This is a genomic window from Aeromonas sp. 84A (genome assembly GCF_051919345.1).
GTDB lineage: Bacteria > Pseudomonadota > Gammaproteobacteria > Enterobacterales > Aeromonadaceae > Aeromonas > Aeromonas veronii.
In genome coordinates this window covers 4,414,366-4,432,739 of the sequence record NZ_JBQBEW010000001.1, presented here as the reverse complement: position 1 = coordinate 4,432,739, position 18,374 = coordinate 4,414,366, and the positions used below count along the sequence as shown (strand labels likewise).

At 58.8% G+C, this 18,374-nt stretch carries 20 protein-coding genes; 15 read left to right on the top strand and 5 right to left on the bottom strand.

What is annotated here, in order from left to right; genetic code table 11:
* Positions 1-8: 8 nt before the first annotated feature.
* The 3 genes from tapU to ACTG20_RS20100 all read left to right on the top strand — a co-directional run bounded on the left by tapU (position 9) and on the right by ACTG20_RS20100 (position 2,559).
* Entirely contained in the window at positions 9-1,118 is a 1,110-nt protein-coding gene (gene tapU / locus ACTG20_RS20110; RefSeq protein WP_439987862.1) for a type IVa pilus ATPase TapU, read from the top strand.
* A gap of 47 nt (positions 1,119-1,165) precedes the next feature.
* The gene (gene yaaA / locus ACTG20_RS20105) at positions 1,166-1,939 is read left to right on the top strand and encodes a peroxide stress protein YaaA (protein WP_064338818.1); all 774 of its coding nucleotides are present in this window, start codon (positions 1,166-1,168) and stop codon (positions 1,937-1,939) included.
* A gap of 194 nt (positions 1,940-2,133) precedes the next feature.
* The gene (locus tag ACTG20_RS20100) at positions 2,134-2,559 is read left to right on the top strand and encodes a hypothetical protein (protein ID WP_005340360.1); all 426 of its coding nucleotides are present in this window, start codon (positions 2,134-2,136) and stop codon (positions 2,557-2,559) included.
* Positions 2,560-2,920: 361 nt separating this feature from the next.
* On the opposite strand, the gene ACTG20_RS20095 is transcribed toward ACTG20_RS20100, so the two are convergent.
* Together ACTG20_RS20095 and arfB are read right to left on the bottom strand one after the other, a co-directional pair.
* Positions 2,921-3,412 (bottom strand): methylated-DNA--[protein]-cysteine S-methyltransferase, encoded by a 492-nt coding sequence (locus ACTG20_RS20095; RefSeq protein WP_194495292.1) that lies wholly within the window; start codon positions 3,410-3,412, stop codon positions 2,921-2,923.
* Positions 3,413-3,444: 32 nt separating this feature from the next.
* On the bottom strand, positions 3,445-3,861 hold the full coding sequence (gene arfB / locus ACTG20_RS20090; protein WP_019445599.1) for an alternative ribosome rescue aminoacyl-tRNA hydrolase ArfB: 417 nt from the start codon (positions 3,859-3,861) through the stop codon (positions 3,445-3,447).
* 201 nt (positions 3,862-4,062) lie between these two features.
* Between arfB and glnK the strand changes: the two genes are divergently transcribed.
* The 5 genes from glnK (at position 4,063) to ACTG20_RS20065 (ending at position 9,458) form a co-directional block, all read left to right on the top strand.
* Positions 4,063-4,401: a P-II family nitrogen regulator gene (glnK, locus tag ACTG20_RS20085; protein WP_005341406.1), complete on the top strand. Its 339-nt coding sequence runs from the start codon at positions 4,063-4,065 to the stop codon at positions 4,399-4,401.
* A 258-nt stretch (positions 4,402-4,659) separates the two neighbouring features.
* Positions 4,660-5,667 (top strand): Fe(3+) ABC transporter substrate-binding protein, encoded by a 1,008-nt coding sequence (locus ACTG20_RS20080; protein WP_196783465.1) that lies wholly within the window; start codon positions 4,660-4,662, stop codon positions 5,665-5,667.
* Positions 5,668-5,706: 39 nt separating this feature from the next.
* Positions 5,707-7,332, top strand: a complete 1,626-nt coding sequence (locus tag ACTG20_RS20075) for an ABC transporter permease (protein WP_194495296.1) — start codon at positions 5,707-5,709, stop codon at positions 7,330-7,332.
* Positions 7,333-7,414: 82 nt separating this feature from the next.
* Positions 7,415-8,449 (top strand): ABC transporter ATP-binding protein, encoded by a 1,035-nt coding sequence (locus tag ACTG20_RS20070; RefSeq protein WP_194495298.1) that lies wholly within the window; start codon positions 7,415-7,417, stop codon positions 8,447-8,449.
* 103 nt (positions 8,450-8,552) lie between these two features.
* On the top strand, positions 8,553-9,458 hold the full coding sequence (locus tag ACTG20_RS20065; protein WP_064338814.1) for a Dyp-type peroxidase: 906 nt from the start codon (positions 8,553-8,555) through the stop codon (positions 9,456-9,458).
* 90 nt (positions 9,459-9,548) lie between these two features.
* Here ACTG20_RS20065 and argR read toward each other — a convergent pair whose 3' ends face one another.
* Positions 9,549-10,019: a transcriptional regulator ArgR gene (argR, locus tag ACTG20_RS20060; protein WP_005340378.1), complete on the bottom strand. Its 471-nt coding sequence runs from the start codon at positions 10,017-10,019 to the stop codon at positions 9,549-9,551.
* A gap of 201 nt (positions 10,020-10,220) precedes the next feature.
* On the opposite strand from argR, the gene ACTG20_RS20055 reads away from it, so the two are divergent.
* The 6 genes from ACTG20_RS20055 (at position 10,221) to ACTG20_RS20030 (ending at position 15,177) form a co-directional block, all read left to right on the top strand.
* Positions 10,221-10,961 (top strand): ATP-binding cassette domain-containing protein, encoded by a 741-nt coding sequence (locus tag ACTG20_RS20055; RefSeq protein ID WP_005357971.1) that lies wholly within the window; start codon positions 10,221-10,223, stop codon positions 10,959-10,961.
* Between the two features lie 24 nt (positions 10,962-10,985).
* Positions 10,986-11,723 carry a transporter substrate-binding domain-containing protein gene (locus ACTG20_RS20050; protein WP_019445594.1) on the top strand — a complete coding sequence of 246 codons (738 nt, stop codon included), beginning with the start codon at positions 10,986-10,988 and terminating at the stop codon, positions 11,721-11,723.
* 3 nt (positions 11,724-11,726) lie between these two features.
* A complete protein-coding gene (artQ, locus tag ACTG20_RS20045; RefSeq protein ID WP_439987350.1) occupies positions 11,727-12,377 on the top strand; it encodes an arginine ABC transporter permease ArtQ in 651 nt (216 codons plus the stop codon).
* 3 nt (positions 12,378-12,380) lie between these two features.
* A complete protein-coding gene (artM, locus tag ACTG20_RS20040; RefSeq protein WP_005348902.1) occupies positions 12,381-13,043 on the top strand; it encodes an arginine ABC transporter permease ArtM in 663 nt (220 codons plus the stop codon).
* Positions 13,044-13,264: 221 nt separating this feature from the next.
* Entirely contained in the window at positions 13,265-14,200 is a 936-nt protein-coding gene (gene mdh, locus ACTG20_RS20035; RefSeq protein WP_005340384.1) for a malate dehydrogenase, read from the top strand.
* A gap of 392 nt (positions 14,201-14,592) precedes the next feature.
* Positions 14,593-15,177 (top strand): tetratricopeptide repeat protein, encoded by a 585-nt coding sequence (locus tag ACTG20_RS20030; RefSeq protein ID WP_108541576.1) that lies wholly within the window; start codon positions 14,593-14,595, stop codon positions 15,175-15,177.
* Positions 15,178-15,276: 99 nt separating this feature from the next.
* Here the strand turns inward: ACTG20_RS20030 and hmpA are convergent, their stop codons facing one another.
* Positions 15,277-16,470, bottom strand: a complete 1,194-nt coding sequence (hmpA, locus tag ACTG20_RS20025) for an NO-inducible flavohemoprotein (RefSeq protein WP_439987349.1) — start codon at positions 16,468-16,470, stop codon at positions 15,277-15,279.
* A gap of 111 nt (positions 16,471-16,581) precedes the next feature.
* Here hmpA and ACTG20_RS20020 point away from each other — a divergent pair, with 111 nt between their 5' ends.
* Entirely contained in the window at positions 16,582-17,052 is a 471-nt protein-coding gene (locus ACTG20_RS20020; RefSeq protein ID WP_005340388.1) for an Rrf2 family transcriptional regulator, read from the top strand.
* A 40-nt stretch (positions 17,053-17,092) separates the two neighbouring features.
* Here ACTG20_RS20020 and ACTG20_RS20015 read toward each other — a convergent pair whose 3' ends face one another.
* Positions 17,093-18,373: an HlyC/CorC family transporter gene (locus ACTG20_RS20015; protein ID WP_058058355.1), complete on the bottom strand. Its 1,281-nt coding sequence runs from the start codon at positions 18,371-18,373 to the stop codon at positions 17,093-17,095.
* Position 18,374: the final 1 nt, after the last annotated feature.

Here is an 18,374-nt window from a genome sequence, read left to right as displayed (position 1 = left end):
GATAGATGATGAATCTGGATGATCTGCTGAGCGAGCTGGTCGAGCGAAAGGGGTCGGATCTGTTTGTGACGGTGGGCTCGCCGCCCACCCTCAAGGTGAATGGCCATCTGGTGTCGCTGGGGGGGGAAGCGCTCGACAAGAAGGGGGCGCTGAAGCTGGTCAGGGATACCCTCAGCAGCGATCACTTCGAGCGTTATATTCGCACCAAGGAGGCCAACTACGCGATCTATCGCGAGGTGCTTGGTCGTTTTCGGGTCAGCGCCTTCTGGCAGCAGGAGCTGCCCGGCATGGTGGTGCGGCGTATCGAGACCCGCATTCCCACCTTTGAAGATCTGCAGCTACCCAAGATCCTGCAAGAGGTGGCGATGGCCAAGCGGGGACTGGTGCTGTTTGTCGGCGCCACCGGGGCGGGCAAATCGACTACCCAGGCGGCGATGATCGGCTATCGCAACCAGCATGCCGATGGTCACATTCTGACGGTAGAAGATCCGGTGGAGTTCGTTCATCAGCATGGTCGTAGTCTGGTGACCCAGCGAGAGGTGGGGATCGACACAGAGTCGTTCGATGTGGCGCTGAAAAGCTCGCTGCGTCAGGCACCGGACGTGATCCTGATCGGCGAGATCCGCAGTCAGGAGACCATGGAGTTTGCCCTTCAGTTCGCCGAGACGGGACACCTTTGTCTCGCCACTTTGCATGCCAACAACGCCAACCAGGCGCTGGATCGCATCCTCCATCTGGTGCCGCAAGACAAACACCGCCAGTTCCTGTTCGATCTCTCTTTCAACCTCAAGGCCATCGTCGCTCAGCAGCTGGTGCCGAGTATGGATGGCAAGCGGCGCTGCGCCGCGTTCGAGATCCTGCTCAATACCCCGCTCATCACCGATATTATTCGCAAGGGAGAGATGCATCGCCTCAAGGAGGTGATGACCAAATCCACCGAGCTGGGTATGCAGACCTTCGATCAGGCGCTTTTCAGCCTGTTCTGCGCCGGCCAGATTGGCTACAGTGAGGCCCTCGCCCATGCCGACTCGGCCAACGACCTGCGACTGCTGATCAAGCTCTCCGGTCGCGAGCGGCTCGGCACCGGCACGCTGGACAATGTGACGCTGGATGAATGAATCATGGGGCCGCTCTGCCGTTCGGCCCCTCGCCATAAAGGAACGTTATGCTGATTGTGGTTTCCCCGGCCAAGACGCTGGATTACGAGTCACCGCTGGTGACACCCCGTTTCACCCAACCCGAGCTGCTGGATCACTCCGCCGAACTGATTAGCCGGGCCCGCCAACTGAGCCCTGACCAGATCGCCACTCTGATGAAGATCAGCGACAAGCTGGCCGGTCTCAATGCAGCCCGTTTTGCCGAGTGGCAGCCAGATTTCACCCCCGCCAACGCCCGTCAGGCGCTGCTGGCTTTCAAGGGGGATGTCTACACCGGTTTGGCGGTAGAGGATTTCAGCGAGGCCGATTTTGACTTCGCTCAGGCGCACCTGCGGATGCTCTCCGGCCTCTACGGCGTGCTGCGCCCACTCGATCTGATGATGCCCTACCGGCTGGAGATGGGGACCCGGCTCGACAATAGTCGCGGCAAGGATCTCTACCAGTTCTGGGGGGAGGTGATCACTCACCATCTCAACGACGCGCTGGCAGCGCAGGGGGATGAAGTGCTGATCAATCTGGCCTCCGACGAGTATTTCAAGTCGGTACGCCCCAAGAGCCTGAAAGGGCGGATTGTCACACCGGTGTTCAAGGATGAGAAGAACGGCCAGTTCAAGATCATCAGCTTCTACGCCAAGAAGGCGCGCGGCATGATGGCTCGCCACATCATCAAGCACCGTCTGACCGAGGTGGAGCAGCTGACCGGTTTCAACGCCGAGGGCTACTACTTCGTGCCGGAAGAGTCGGACGCCAATACCCTGATGTTTAAACGCGCCGAAAATTAATTACAAAAAGAGGGAACCAATCTTTCGACCCGTGGGTCTGAATATGTGAATCCTCTGTTGTAAGCACTTTTTATTCGCCGACGTTTGATACGTCGGCTTTTTTATTGCCGTTTTTATTGTCCATCGATTGCCTTCGCCGGGACTATGTGGTTCAGATAGACTCAAGACAGGGAGCGAGTCGTCGTGAGGTGAATATGGAACAGAAAAATGCCATTCGGCAGGTTGCCGTCCCTTGGGCTCCGTCCCGCCAGCTCCCACCCGGTCTGGTTGTGGCCGAGCTGCATCAGGATCTCTGGAGCGACTCTCTGACCATCATGCTGGGGCGGGCACGCAGCATCGATCTGCCCCCGCAAATCCTCTGCCGGGTCTATTTTCGCCATATCTACGCCCTGCGGGTTATCGAAGATTGCGATCTGGCCGAGGGGAAGGATAGTCACGCTATCGAAGAGCAGATCCAGCTCATCACCCCATCCCGTTTTGCCAGCTGGTTCCATCAGGAGTCGGATGGTCTGCATCTGGATGAAGATCTGCAGCACTATCGCATCTCGACCTGGGATTATTGCGCCGATGTGCTGACCTCCTCGGCGCCGGAGCTGCAGTTCCTGCCCCAGAGCGAGTAGCCAGTTGTTACGTCAGAGGCGAAGGATGATCCTTCGCCTCTTGGTTTTTGGGCGGGCGCAGATTTTGTGGCGTTCAGGCCATTCAGCCCAAGTGGTGGCCTGTTGTGTCGGCACAAAAAAAGCGCCTCAGAGGAGGCGCGGGGAAAAAGACAGATTGGAAGCGTCACATGGGTGCTACTTGAATCAGCGAATGAGCCGTGCCATTCAAGTATGGAGCCATCATGCCAAGCTCAATCTGAAGTAGTTCTGAGGCGATTCTTCATTTTCTGTTCATCTTGTCAGCAAAGCGTGGCTACTGGCTGAAAGCCTTTTCATTTTGGCCACGATATTGTCCCGTTCCTCTCCGGGGGCGCTCATCATCTCATGGGGCCAGCTCGAATGTTGTGCCAGTCTGTTCCAGTTCCAGCAACCAGCGCTTGATGGGAATGCCGCCTGCGTAGCCGGTCAGCTCGCCGCTACGTCCGATCACTCTATGGCAGGGCACTATGATGCTCAGCGGATTGCGCCCATTGGCAGCGCCCACAGCCCGCACCGCCTTGGGATTGCCTATCGCCTGGGCAATCTCGAGATAGCTCACGGTCTCGCCATAGGGGATATCACACAAAGCGTTCCACACCGTTTGCTGGAACGGGGTGCCCTTCGCTGCCATGGGCAGATCGAACTGCTGCAATTTCCCGGCAAAATAGGCGGTGAACTGGGCAAGATAGGGGGCCAGCGCCTTGTCATCCCGTTGCCAGTCAGCTTGCGGCATGACGGGCCGCTCCCCGTGCATGAACTCCACGTGGCGCAGGCCATCCTGATCGATGGCGACCAGCAGCGGGCCGCGGGCGCTGTCGCAAAAACTGTATCTCATCGGCTGACATCCTTTGGGGGCTGGGGGTTGGCTCAGTCCAGAACCGGTTTGCCGCGGGCGGACTTGATATCCCCCTTGCGCTTTTTGGCATCAACCCGCTTGCGCTGGGAGCTGCGGGTCGGCTTGGTGGCATGGCGGGCCTTGGGGCGCCAGGCTGCTTTTTTCAGCAACTCCACCAGACGGCTCATCGCCTCCTTGCGGTTCATGTCCTGGCTGCGATGGCTCTCGACCCGGATCAGGACAAAGCCATCGTGTACCCGGCTGTCGCTCAGCTTGTCGAGACCCTCCTTGTAGAGGGGCGTCAGGCTGGGAGAGTTGCGGTAATCGAAGCGCAGCCAGACGGCGGAGTCGGTCTTGTTGACGTGCTGTCCGCCGTTGCCCTGTGCCCGCATGGTCTGAAATTGCAGCTCATGCCAGGGAATCGTGACGCTGTTGGAGATAACTAACATGCTGTTTTGCTCTTGTTTGGTGCATACCCGCTGACCGCTGCAGCATGGTGCCTCATTATGGGGCGTGCTGGCCGGTTATGGGGATGTGCCTGGCGAATGGCGCAGGCATTAAACTCTATCTATATGAAATAAAACAATAAAAATACTTGGCATAAGAATTGATACCCGATTCATGACACACCATGGATTGGGAGCAACCAGATGAAGCTGATTAGTGCGATTATCAAACCGTTCAAGTTGGACGATGTCCGCGAGGCTATTGCCAACCTGGGGGTGGAAGGGCTGACCGTGTCCGAGGTCAAGGGATTTGGCCGCCAGAAGGGACACACCGAATTATACCGGGGAGCCGAGTATCAGGTCGACTTCCTGCCCAAGGTGAAGCTGGAGATTGCTACCGCCGATGATAACGTGGAAGGGGTGATTGAGGCGATCTGCAAGGCGGCCTATACCGGCAAAATCGGCGACGGCAAGATTTTTGTCTACGACTTACTGCAGGCGGTGCGCATCCGCACCGGCGAAAGTGACGACGAGGCGCTGTGATGAACCGCATCAGTGACGTACAGATCTGTTGACCTCCCGATCTCGGGGAATCCCGATGGAGTGAGCGCTTATTGAAGCCTGATCAACATAACGTTTTGCTCAGAAGAGGCCGAATGGGATTCCATCCGGCCCTTTTCATTTATGGGCGATTAAATATGTGATGTGGCGATGGCGAGCTTTCTTGATCCGCTTATAAGATGTATGCAGAATGCAAACGGAAATCGTTATCACTCTGTATAGCTAATCAAGGAATGGATGATGAAAATGAAGATGTTGGCACTGGCTTTCTCTGCGTTGGCAGCTCAGTCGGCATTGGCGGCCGGGGAAGTGAATGTCTACTCCAACCGGCAGGATGAGCTGATCAAGCCCATCATCCAGCAGTTCGAGAAGGAATCTGGCATCAAGGTGAACGTGGTGTTCGCCAAAGAGGGGTTGAACGAGCGTCTGGAGCGGGAAGGCAAGCTCTCTCCGGCCGACCTGATGCTGACCGTCGATATCAGCCGTCTGACCGATCTGGTGGACAAGGGGCTGGTACAGCCGGTGGATAGCAAGATCCTGCAGGAGAACATCCCCGCTATCTATCGTGATCCGGAGAATCACTGGTTCGCTCTGACCACCCGGGTACGCGCCATCTACTCCAGCAAGGATCGCCTCGGCAAGCTGGAGACCATCAGCTACGAAGATCTGGCCAAGCCGGAATTCAAAGGGAAAATCTGCACCCGCAGCGGCAAGCATGAGTACAATGTGGCGCTGGTCTCCTCCATGATTGCCCATCACGGCATGGCCGAAACCAAAACCTGGCTGGAAGGGGTCAAGGCCAACCTGGCGCGCAAACCGCAGGGCAACGACCGGGATCAGGTCAAGGCGATCAAGGATGGCATCTGTGACGTGTCGCTCGGCAACAGCTACTATCTGGGCGCCATGTTGAAAGATCCGGCGCAGAAGTCCTGGGCGGATGCAGTCTATATCAACTTCCCGAACCAGGCTGACCGCGGTGCCCATGTCAACGTGAGCGGCGTGGCCATGACCAAGTATGCCAAGAACAAGGCCGAGGCCCAGAAGCTGATGGAGTTTCTGGCTGGTGACACCGCCCAGCACATGTATGCGGATGTGAACGCCGAATATCCGGTCAAGGCCGGAGTCGAGCCTTCCGCCATGGTCAAGTCCTGGGGCAGTTTCAAGTCTGACGCACTACCGGTCAGCGATTACGCCAAGCACCGCAAGGACGCCTTGCAGTTGCTGGATGAAGTGAAGTTCGACTTGTAATCAGATGGGGCCAACGGCCCCATCAACATCTGTGGTCTCATGAAAAATTTTGGATGGATGACCGGCAGCTGGGCCATCGCCCTGCTGCTGGGTTTACCGGTGATTGCTCTGCTTTTCTCTGCCTTTTCGGCTGAGGGGGAGCTGTTTCGCCACCTCGCCGATACCGTGTTGCTCGATTATCTCGGCAATACCCTGGGGCTGGTGGTCGGCGTAGTATTGCTCAGCCTGCTGTTTGGCGTACCCACCGCCTGGCTGGTGGCCATGTGTCAGGTGCCGGGGCGCCGTGCCCTGCAATGGGCCTTGATGCTGCCAATGGCCATGCCCTCCTATATCGTCGCCTACGTCTATACCAACCTGCTCGACTACTCGGGCCCGTTACAAGCCGGGTTGCGAGCGCTCTTTAGCTGGAATAGTCCTGCCGATTACTGGTTTCCGGCCATTCGCTCCCTTGGCGGCGCCGCCTGGGTGCTGGCGCTGGTGCTGTTCCCCTATGTCTATCTGCTGACCCGCGCCTCTTTTCTCGAGCAGTCAGTCAGCCTGATCCACTCCAGCCGCCTGCTCGGCTGTACCCCGTGGCAGAGCTTTCGTCGTCTCAGTCTGCCGCTGGCGCGCCCCGCCATCATGGTGGCGGTATCGTTGGTGGCCATGGAGACGCTGGCCGATTTCGCCACCGTCCACTTCTTTGCCATCAACACCCTGACCACGGCGGTCTACGACACCTGGCTTGGCTATGGCAGTCTGGCCACCGCGGCCAAACTCTCCTGCCTGATGCTGCTGGCTGTGGTGCTGCTGATCGCGCTGGAGCGCCGCTCGCGCAGTCGGCAGCAGGTGTTCCAGAAGTCCATGGGCCATGAGCAGCCGCTGCGCTATCCGCTCAAGGGGATTGGCCGTTGGTTGGCCTGTCTCTGGTGCTGGGGGCTGGTGCTGGCCGGTTTTGGCCTGCCATTCGTCATCCTGCTCGATTACGGGGTGCGTTACTTCGAGTTGTCATGGACGCCGGAGTTTGTCCGCTTTGCCGGCAACAGCTTGGCTATCTCGGCGCTGACGGCACTATTGGCGATGGGCATCGCCCTGCTGCTCGGCTTCTTCCGTCGCCTCGATGGCGGGATAAAGAGTTTGTTGCCCCTGCGCATAGCCGCCATGGGCTACGCCATGCCGGGTACCGTGCTCGCCATCGGTGTGCTGGTGCCGCTAACCGCCCTCGACTTTGCCATCAACGATCTGGCCGAGTGGCTCGGGCGTCAGGGCCCGGGCTTGCTGCTAACCGGCACCATCACCGCCATCGTGTTCGGTTATCTGGTACGCTTCGTGGCCATCGCCATCGGCTCGGTGGAGAGCAGCATGGGCAAGATCTCCCCCAGTCTCGACATGGCTGCCCGCTCCCTGGGGCAGGGGGATGGCGGCATGCTGCGCCGGGTCCATCTGCCGCTGGTGCGCCGCGGTCTGTTTGCCGGTGCCATGCTGGTGTTTATCGAATCCATGAAGGAGCTGCCCGCCGCCCTGCTGCTGCGGCCGTTCAACTTCGATACTCTGGCGACCCACGTCTATCAGTTTGTCTCGGACGAGATGCTGGAGCGTGGCGCGCTGGGGGCTATCGTCATTGTGCTGGTGGGGCTGTTGCCGCTGATCTGGGTCAACCGCAGTCTGGACAGTCCGGGCCACTGAGTCGCCGCGTCGGTCAATGAAATTGCATGCGGTGTGCTGAACCGAAAGGCAGCGCGCCGCCAGAAACGAGAGGAAGTCAGCCTTGTCCTGTTTGCAGGTTGAAAATGTCAGCTGTCGTTACAACGGCCGCAATGTGCTGGAGCAGCTCTCCCTGACGGTGGCAGACAACGAGATCGTCTGCCTGCTGGGGGCCAGTGGCTGCGGCAAAACCACGCTGCTCAAGGCCATCGCCGGGCTGCTGCCGTTGGCAGAGGGCTCAATTCGCCTCGGTGATACCCTGCTCGACGGGCCGAGTGCCAGCATGCCGCCCGAGGCGCGCAATATCGGGATGATCTTTCAGGATTACGCCCTCTTTCCCCACCTGACGGTGGCCGACAATGTCGGCTTTGGCCTGACCAAACTCGATCGCCGCGCCCGCCAGCAGCAGGTGGACGAGGCGCTGGCGCTGGTCAATCTGCAGGGGCTGGGGGATCGTTATCCGCACCAGCTTTCCGGCGGTCAGCAGCAGCGAGTAGCCATCGCCCGGGCGCTGGTGTGTAAGCCGCGGCTGATGCTGCTGGATGAGCCCTTCTCCAACATCGATACCCAGGTGCGGATGAAGTTGATCCTCGAGATCCGCGCCCTGCTCAAGCAGCAGGGGATCGGCGCCATCTTCGTCAGCCACAGCAAGGAGGAGGCGTTCGCCTTCGCCGATCGGCTGGCGCTGTTTCGCGCCGGTCACATCGAACAGGTGGGCCAGCCGGAGCAGCTCTATCGCCGCCCGCAAAACCGCTTCGTGGCGGAGTTTCTCGGCGGGGTCAACTATCTGGCTGCCCAGGTGGTGGACAGCCACTGCGTGCAGACGGCGCTCGGGGTCATCTGTGGCAGTGAGCCTCATGGCCGCGCAGTGGGTGAGCAGTTGCAGCTGATGCTCAGACCCCAGCAGTTGTTGCTGGAGAGTGCGGCAGATGGCGAGCTCAAGGTGGTGGAGCAGCAGTTCCTCGGCCACCACTGCCGGGTGCTGTTCGAGTGTGGCGATCTGCAGCTGGAGGCGAGCATTGGCGAGCCCCTTGATGGGATGCGGGCACGGATCAAGGTCGCCCCCCATGGGCTGGTGTTGTTTGACCCTTTGCCCTGAACGCGTGATATCGTCGTGAAATCAAAGAACTGGATCCACTCTGGTTTATAATCGCGCAACGCAAATAGCCCGTAACGCTAACGCCTACTCAGGGGAGAGATATATGAAAGCCCAAGCCGGGATCTGCGCAGAGCCGAATCTGCACGCCCTCTATCTGATGTTCAATCGCACAGGCGACGCCGCCGAGCTGGTCGGCCGTCTGGCCAAACTGCCCGCCTTGTGGCAGGCGGTCGCCGCCGATTTCCCCGATGCCGGTTTCAGCGGTCTGGTTGCCGTTGGCGCCGATGCCTGGGATGGTCTCTACCCTGCCGCCCGTCCGCCCCAGTTCCGCAGCTTTATGGCGCAATCCGCCAACGGTCAGGAAGCCCCCAACACCCCGTTTGATCTCTTTATTCAGCTGCGCGCCGATCGGGTGGACGTGCTGCACCACGCCGGTCACCGTGTGATGGCACTGCTGGCCGGACTGGTCGAGCTGGCCGAAGAGGTGCGCGGTTTCCGCAATCTGGATTTCCGTGACCTGACCGGTTTCGTTGACGGCACCGAGAACCCGCAGGATGAGCACCGTGCCGAAGTGGCGCTGCTGGCGGAAGGCGAGTTTGCCGGTGGCTCCTACATTCATGTCCAGCGCTGGGTCCACGCCATGAGCGACTGGGAGAAGCTGGCGCAGAAAGAGCAGGAAGACATTATCGGTCGCACCAAGCCCGACAATATCGAGTATGAATCTGCCGCCAAGCCGCTGACCGCCCACATCAAGAGGGTCAATCTCAAAACCCCGAAAGGGGAGTCCATGGAGATCCTGCGCCAGAGCATGCCCTGGGGCACCATGACCGAGCAGGGACTCTACTTCATCTCCTGCTGCCGCACACCGCAGCACTTCAACGCCATGCTGGCCAGCATGTACAAGGGAGAGGGTAGCCACTTCGACCATCTGCTGCGCTTCACCAAGGCGGTGACCGGCGCGGCTTTCTTCGCCCCATCGGAAGGTTTTCTGATGGCGCAGGGCAAATAAGCCCGCCTGACGAAGACTCAGAAAACAAAAATCCCGGCCTTGGCCGGGATTTTTCGTTCTGGCGTGACCGCGATGACGCGGTAGCGGCCATTACGGCGTCTGTTCGAACAACTCGAGGGCGGAGAGGTAGAGCTCTTCGATATCGGTGTCGCTGGTCGGGGTGATGAAGATAGTGTCATCACCGGCGATGGTGCCGAGGATCCCCTCTGCCTTGCCGAGGGAGTCGAGCAGGCGGGCGATCAGCTGGGCTGCGCCCGGGCTGGTGTGGATCACCACCAGTGCGCCGTTGTGATCGACGTCCAGTACCAGATTCTTGAGCGGGCTGGAGGTAGTGGGCACGCCCAGTTCCACCGGCAGGCAGTAGACCATCTCCATCTTGGCGTTGCGAGTGCGAACGGCGCCGAAGCGGCTCAGCATGCGCGATACCTTGGACTGGTTGATGTTCTCGAAGCCCAGCTCTTGCAGGGCGGTGACGATTTCTGCCTGGGAGCCAAAGCGCTCTTCTTTCAGCAAGGCTTTAAAGGCCTTGGCCAGTTTTTCTTGCTTGTCGTTGTGTTTCATCTTGGTCTCACGAATGAGGAGGTGTGGCGGCCTGTGCGATACAGGCGGCAGATACGAACAGCGGTGCCATTTTGCATTCATATGCCGTTTTTTGCAAGGAAGCGGCGCTTGTTCTGCATATTGATTCAAAAATGGCTTGCATCAACCTTTATTAGGGATAGAATCGGGATGAAATTTTGAAAACTTATTCAATTGGGCTGTATGGGTATTGAATTAATAGGTATCGAGAAGTCTTGGCACAAGGTGCCGGTTCTGCAACAGGTCAGCTTTCGGACATCCCCCGGTGAAACCTTGGTGTTGCTGGGCCCGAGCGGTGCTGGCAAGAGTTCCCTGCTACGGATGATGAACCTGCTGGATACCCCGGATGCGGGTGTTCTGCGGATTGGCGAAAGTGAATTTTCTTTCCCGAACTCCCTCTCTGCTGCCGAATTCAACCGCCAGTCCCAACTGCTGCGTCGCAAGGTGGGCATGGTGTTCCAGCAGTACAATCTCTGGCCACATCTCACTGTGATGGAGAATCTGATTGAAGCGCCGGTCAAGGTGCTTGGCATGAGCAAGGAGGCCGCCATCGAGAAGGGGGCCTACCTGCTGGCCCAGCTGCAACTGGCCGACAAGCGCGATGCCTGGCCTGCCCGTCTCTCCGGCGGTCAGCAGCAGCGGGTGGCCATTGCCCGTACCCTGATGATGGACCCGGAAGTGCTGCTGTTTGACGAGCCGACTGCTGCCCTCGATCCCGAGATCACCAAGGAGGTGGCCGAGATCATCCGCAACCTGAGCCAGACCGGCATTACCCAGGTGGTGGTGACCCACGAGGTCGACTTTGCCCGCAAGGTGGCCAGTCAGGTGATTTATCTGGAGAAGGGGCGGATCATCGAATCCGGCACCGCTGCCATTTTCCAATCCCCGCAAACCAGCCGGTTTGCCGAATTCTTGATGCATTGATATTGAATCGATAAGGAAGCTGTCATGAAAAAGAGTCTGTTGTTGGTTGCTGCCATGGGCCTGTTGAGTACCTCCGTCATGGCCAAAGAGATCAAGTTCGCTACCGAGGCCACCTACGCACCGTTCGAATACCTGGATGACAAGAACGAGTTTCAGGGTTTTGACATCGATCTGGCGCGCGCCATCTGCGAGCAGGCCAAGCTGGAGTGCAGCTTCCACAACCAGGCCTTTGACAGCCTGATCCCCAGCCTGAAATTCCGTCGCTACGATGCTGCCATCGCCGCCATGGACGTAACCCCTGAGCGCTCCGCGCAGGTCGATTTCTCCGACATCTATTACGAGAACTCGGCAGTATTCGTCGCCAAGAAAGGGGCCTTCAAGGGGCCGGAAGAGATGGTAGACAAGACGGTCGGCGTGCAGAACGGCACCTCTCACCAGTCCTATCTGGTGGATAACTGGGTGAGCAAGGGCCTGCTGACCGTGCCGTACGCCAGCTACCAGAGCGCCTTCCTCGACATGATGAATGGCCGTACCGACGGTGTCTTTGCCGATACTGCCGTTGCTGCCGACTGGCTGAAGCAGCACAAGGAGTATGCGGTGGTGGGTGCGCCGGTGACCGATGCCAAGTACTTCGGTACCGGCTTTGGCATCGCGGTCGCCAAGGGCAATCAGGAGCTGCTGACCCAGCTGAACAAGGGGCTGGCCGAGATCAAGGCCAACGGCACCTATCAGAAAATCTTCGACAAATACTTCGCGCAGTAAGCCATGTTGAGCCTGTTGTTGGATGCAGCCTGGATGACCCTCGGGCTGGCCTTGGCATCACTGGTCGGGGGCATGGTATTGGCACTGGCGTTCAGTGCCGCCGAGCTCAGCAAGAAGCGTGCGCTGGTGTGGCCGGTGGCCACCCTGACCACGCTGATCCGTGGCCTGCCCGAGTTGCTGGTGGTGCTGTTCATCTACTTCGGCTCGACCCAGGTGCTGTTCCTCCTCACTGGCGAGTATGTGGAGTTCAGCCCGTTCGCCTGTGGCGTGCTGGCGCTCTCCCTGCTGTTCGCCAGCTATGCGACCCAGACCCTGCGGGCGGCGCTCAATGCGGTGCCTTCAGGTCAACGGCTGGCGGCGTTGGCGCTGGGTTTGAGCAAGAACCACATCTTTTTTCGCATCGTGTTGCCGCAGGCGTGGCGCCACGCCTTGCCGGGCCTCGGCAACCAGTGGCTGGTATTGCTGAAAGATACCGCGCTGGTGTCGCTTATCGGGGTGAACGAGATGATGCGTCAGGCGCAGATGGCCTCGGCCAGTACTTATGAACCTTTTACCTGGTATGCCGCCGCCGCCCTCATCTATCTGGCCATCAGTCTGGTGAGTGAATATGGCCTCGGGCTGGCTGCCCGCTACACCCGCCGCTACGGAGGCTAACTTATGCAAGAGTATCTCGTTACGTTGCTGGGCGGTCTTGTCACCACGCTGGAGCTGACCCTGTTCAGCCTGCTGCTGGGGATTGTGCTGGCGGCCCTGATGACCTGGGTGCTGGAGCTGCGCCTGCCGGTGGCGACCCAGCTGGTGCAGCTGTGGGTGCTGCTCTTTACCGGTACGCCGCTGCTCATTCAGATCTTCCTGATTTACTACGGGCCGGGTCAGTTTGAGTGGCTGAAAGCCAGCCCGCTCTGGCCGCTGCTCAAGCAGCCCTGGTTCTGCGCCGTACTGGCGCTGGGTCTCAACACAGCGGCTTACTCCACCCGGTTGTTCAAGGGGGCGCTTGATGCCATCCCGGCCGGTGAAGTAGAGGCGTGTCGTGCGCTTGGCTTTAACGGCCGCCAGACCTTGTGGATGAAGGTGCGCCACGCCGCCCGTCATCTGGTGCCTGCCTACTCCAACGAGGTGATCCTGGTGCTCAAAGGGAGCTCCCTCGCCAGTACCATCACCATCATGGACATCATGGGGCTGGCGCAGGGGTTGAACGCCCAGACCTACGATACCCTGGCGGTGTTCGGGGTGGCTGGCGGGCTTTATCTGGCGATGAACGGATTGTTAACAATTGGTTTTCGCTGGTGTGAAAAACGGGCGTTGGCATTCCAATCCTGAGACCTTCAGAACTACCTCTTTATGGTAAGGAGAAGTGCAGAAAAACTGTGCTTCTCCTCCAACTTTTTGTATTTCCCTCCAATTTTTGCTCCCGCATGTTTCGTGGCTCACAGAACCCGTGACTGCAACTGTTATCAGATTGTTTTTTATGGGGGGATCCATTAAGGTTGGGCGCACAACAACAAACAACCTTAAACCTACGCTTAAACATGGAGTTGATCATGAAAGTTGCCGTTCTGGGTGCCGCTGGTGGCATCGGTCAAGCCCTCGCTCTGCTGTTGAAAAACCGTCTGCCGGCTGGCTCCGAGCTGAGCCTGTATGACATCGCCCCGGTCACCCCGGGTGTGGCCGTTGACCTCAGTCATATTCCTACCGACGTCGCCATCAAGGGCTTCTGCGGTGAAGATCCGACTCCTGCACTGGTTGGGGCCGATGTAGTGCTGATCTCCGCCGGTGTGGCACGCAAGCCGGGGATGGATCGCTCCGACCTGTTTAATATCAACGCCGGTATCGTCAAGAATCTGGTCGAGAAGTGCGCGGCCACTTGCCCGAAAGCACTGATCGGCATCATCACCAACCCGGTCAACACCACCGTGGCTATCGCTGCCGAAGTGCTGAAGAAAGCCGGTGTCTATGACAAGCGTCGTCTGTTTGGGGTCACCACTCTGGACGTGATCCGCGCCGAGACCTTCGTGGCCGCCGCCAAAGGGTTGAACATCGACAAAGTACGCGTCAACGTGATCGGTGGTCACAGTGGCGTTACCATTCTGCCGCTGCTCTCCCAGATTGAAGGCGCTTCCTTCACTGCTGAAGAAGTGGCTGCCATGACCAAGCGCATCCAGAATGCCGGTACCGAAGTGGTTGAAGCCAAGGCCGGTGGCGGTTCCGCAACCCTCTCCATGGGTCAGGCGGCTTGCCGTTTCGGTCTCTCCCTCATCAAGGGTCTGCAGGGCGAAGCCAACGTTGTTGAGTGCGCCTATGTGGAAGGCAACGGCGAGCACGCCACCTTCTTCGCGCAGCCGGTACTGCTGGGCAAGAACGGCGTCGAAACCGTACTGGATTACGGCAAGCTGAGCGCGTTCGAGCAGGAAGCGATGGAAGGCATGCTGGCTACCCTGAAAGCCGATATCCAGCTGGGTGTCGATTTCGTCAAGTAAGCGGGTCAACCGTGCCAACAAGGGAGCTTCGGCTCCCTTTTGTATTGATGAGAGCCGCCCGGCAGGCTAAGGGGATGGGGGTTGGTGCCGATAACAGAGTGCAGCAGGAGAACCTTATGATGAAACCCCTTACTCTTCTCGTTCTTGTCGGTGCATTCACCGCGCCCCTCTATGGTGCCGAGGCGGTATCGGCTGCCGTATCGAGTGATGCGCCTGCAGCAACTGCATCGGCACTGACCGCAAGCAGTGCTGCGGTGGCGGCCCCTGTCTCTGCTGCTACGCCAGCGCCCTCTGAGGCCGTCCCCGTCTTGCTTCCGGCCGAGCCGGTCACGCCCGTTGCCAGCAGTGGCGAGGGGGCCGCGCCGCTGCCAAAACCGGCGGAACCTGCTGCTGTGGTTGCGCCTCCCGCACCTCTGGCCGCTGGCGAGTTGCAGGCGGTGCCGCTCTATCGTCAGGACGAGCTTCTTAACTGGATTGAGCAGGGGCGCCACCTCACTCAGGTGAAGCAGGATCGCTGTCAGCTGACTCAGGATATCGAAGCGCGCGCCTCGGTGATGAAGATCCCGGCCTATCAATTCCTCTGGGGGGATATGCTGGCGTGGGGTGTCTGTACCAAACCCAATGCCGAGATCGGGGTGCAATATATGTGGGAGGCGGCCAATCAGGGGTTGGCGCCGGCGCTGGAGCAGTTGGGCCGCTACTACTGGAAAGGAACTTTGGTGCAGAAGGATTTGGTGCGAGCCGAGACCCTGATGCGCGAGGCGGCCAGCCTCGGTTTTTTGCGGGCCCGCATCGAGTGGGTCGAGATGCTGCTGCAGGGGATGGGCAGTCCGCTCGATTATGAGGACGCCTATCGCTGGCTCCATGGCTCCGTCATCGGTGACAAGGTGCTGCACCAGAAGGCGGCGAGTCTGCTCAACCGTCTTGGCAACAGGATGCCGGCCAACGTGGTGGCCCGCGCCAAGGCGATGCACTGATCCAAAAAAATGACCCACAGGTCTGCACCTGTGGGTCCGGTTCCAGCCGCCGTGCCATGACAGGCCGGAACCTCCCTCTGTTATATGGCTGCCCGCGCCTTAGAGATCTTGATGGGGGCCAAAAACTTCGTAATGGAGCTGCCCCGCTGGCACCCCAGCCGCCAGCAGCTGCCGCTTGATCTCTTGCATGAAGCCGACAGGGCCACAGAAGTAGTAGTGGGCCTCTGGCGTGATGCGCTCCTTCACGGCAGTCAGATCCATGGTGCCGGCCAGGTCGTAATCTTCACCCTGTACATCGCTGGCCTCCGGTTCCCGATACCAGGTCCGGCTCAGCAAGTTGGGATGCTGGCGGGATTTTTGCTGAATCTCCTCCCGGAAGGCGTGTACAGCGCCCTGTTCGCAGGCGTGCAACCAGGTGACATCAGCCTGATGGCCGTTCGCCAGCAGCTGGTTGAGCATGCTCATCATCGGCGTCACGCCGACACCGGCGGATAGCAGTACCACCGGGGTCTGGCTGTCGGCTTTCAGGTAGAAATCGCCGGTAGGGGGCATCACCTCGATCTTGTCACCCGCCTGCAGATGATCGTGCAGCAGGTTGGAGACCTGACCCTGTGGCTCACGCTTGACGCTAATGCGGTAATCCTGCCCGTTGGGGGCATCGGAGAGGGAGTACTGGCGGATCTCCTGATATTCCAGCTCGGGGTGAACCAGCTTGATGCTGAGGTATTGGCCCGGTTTGAAGGTCAGTACCGGCTTGCCATCTTCCGGCGCCAGCAGGAAGGAGGTGATGAGGTCGCTCTCGGCTCGCTTCTCCTTGATGATGAAGGTGCGGGTACCTTGCCAGCCGCCATCCTGATTGGCCTTCTCCTGATAGATCTCCTGCTCGCGGCCGATGAAGATGTCGGCCAGCACGCCATACGCCTTGCCCCATGCCTCCAGCACCTCGTCGGTGACCGCACTTCCGCCCAATTCTTTGAGCGTGGCCAAGAGATGACTACCTACAATGTGATATTGTTCTGGCTGGATCAGGAATCCGGTATGTTTGTGCGCAATCCGCTCGACCGCACCGGCGAGCGCTCCCAGATTGTCGATATTCTTTGCATACGCGGCGACTGCATTGAACAGGGCCAGCGGCTGGCCGCCACTGCGTTGGTGGGCCAGGTTGAAGATATCTTTCAGCTCCGGGTTATGGCTGAACATCCGCTGGTAGAAGTGCTGGGTGAGTGCAGGGCCTGCCGCTTCGAGCAGCGGAATGGTGCTTTTGATGACGGCAACGGTGGTTTGATCTAGCATAGGGGCCTCGTTCTAATTGAACATATAAAATGTCATTTAATAAGTGGCATCCTAGATGTTTATTTGATTTGAATCAATACTCCACTTTTCGCATCGCGCTAATCAGGTTTTATGAGACTAACCAGTTATACAGATTTTGGATTGAGAGCCCTGCTCTATCTTGCCACCCTGCCGGAAGGGGAGTTGTCGAGCGTTGCCAAGGTATCGGCCCTGTATGGCGTTTCCCGCAACCACATGGTGAAGGTGGTCAATCAGTTGGTGAAACTGGGCTATCTGCAATCCCAGCGGGGCAAGAATGGCGGTATTCGTATGGCTTGCGATCCCGCCACCATCAATATCGGTCAGGTGATCAGGGCGCTGGAAGGCAATCTGGACGGCATTGACTGCGGCTCGCCCGCTTGCCACATCGTCTCTGTCTGTCTGCTCAAGAGTGCGCTGAAAGAGGCGATGGATGCGTTTCTGGCGGTGATGGACAGCTATACGCTGCAAGACCTGCTGGCTAACCGTGACGAGCTACAGAGGGTGTTTGGCGAGTTGATCCCGACGCTGGTGCTGGAGCCGGATGATGAAGATGAACAGTGACGATGAGCAATAGAAAAGGGCTGCCACTGGCAGCCCTTTTTCAATCTTGCGAATCCGACTCCGCCCGGTACGATGCCGGCATGATCCGCGCCATCTTGACCATATTGTTCTCCACATCGAGGATCTCGATAGGATAACCGGCCAGCCGGATCCCGATGTTGGGCTGGGGGATCTCCTCCAGATATTCGAGGATCAGGCCGTTGAGGGTTCGCGGGCCGTCGATGGGCAGGTGCCAGTTCATCTCCTTGTTCAGCTCACGAATATTGGCTGAGCCTTCGACCAGATAAGAACCATCTGACTGGGGATGGATCTCGTCGCTCGGCGCTGGCGTCATGGAGGTGGTGAAGTCGCCCACGATCTCTTCCAGAATGTCGTCCAGAGTGATTAGACCCTGAATATCGCCGTATTCGTCGACGATCAGGCCAATTCGCTCCTTATTACGCTGGAATTTGGCCAGCTGCACGTTGAGCGGTGTTCCTTCCGGAATGAAGTAGATCTCGTCCACTTCCCGCAACAAACTCGATTTGTTGAACTGGTCCCTGGCTACCAGCCGCAGGGCATCGCGCGCGTGTAAAAATCCGACAACGTCGTCGATATTGTCGCGATAGAGCAGGATCTTGGTGTGAGCGCAGTGGGCCAGCTGGCGCTGGATGCTCTTCCAGTCATCGTTGATGTCGATGGCGTAGATATCGCTGCGTGGCACCATGATGTCCTCGACCAGCATCTTGTCGAGATCCAGAATGCTCAGCAGCATCTCCTGATGACGCTGGGGGATCAGGTTACCCGCCTCATTGACTATGGTGCGCAGCTCCTCGGTGTTGAGGGAGTCATCCTTGTTGGGATTGATCTTCAGCATCTTGAGCAGGCCGCTGGTGATGCCGTTGATCAGCCAGACCAGCGGTGAGAGCGGCACCATCAGCCCCTTGAGGATCCAGGAGGCGGGATAGGCGATCTTCTCCGGAAACATGGCGGCCAGGGTCTTGGGGGTCACTTCACCGAATACCAGTACCACCAGGGTCAGGCCGAAGGTGGCAATGGCGACCCCGAGATCACCAAACAGCCGGATACAGACGATGGTGGCGATGGCGGAGGCGAGGATATTGACCAGATTGTTGCCGATCAGGATCAGCCCCAGCAGGCGATCGGGGCGGGCGAGCAGTTGCTCGACACGACGTGCGGCTTTGTGTTTGGTCTGTGCCAGATGCCGCAGTTTGTAGCGGTTGATGGACATCAGGCCAGTTTCGGAACTGGAGAAAAAGGCGGAAAGAAGGATCAAGATAACGAGAACAATCAGTAATGTACTCGTTGAGATGCTGTCCAAA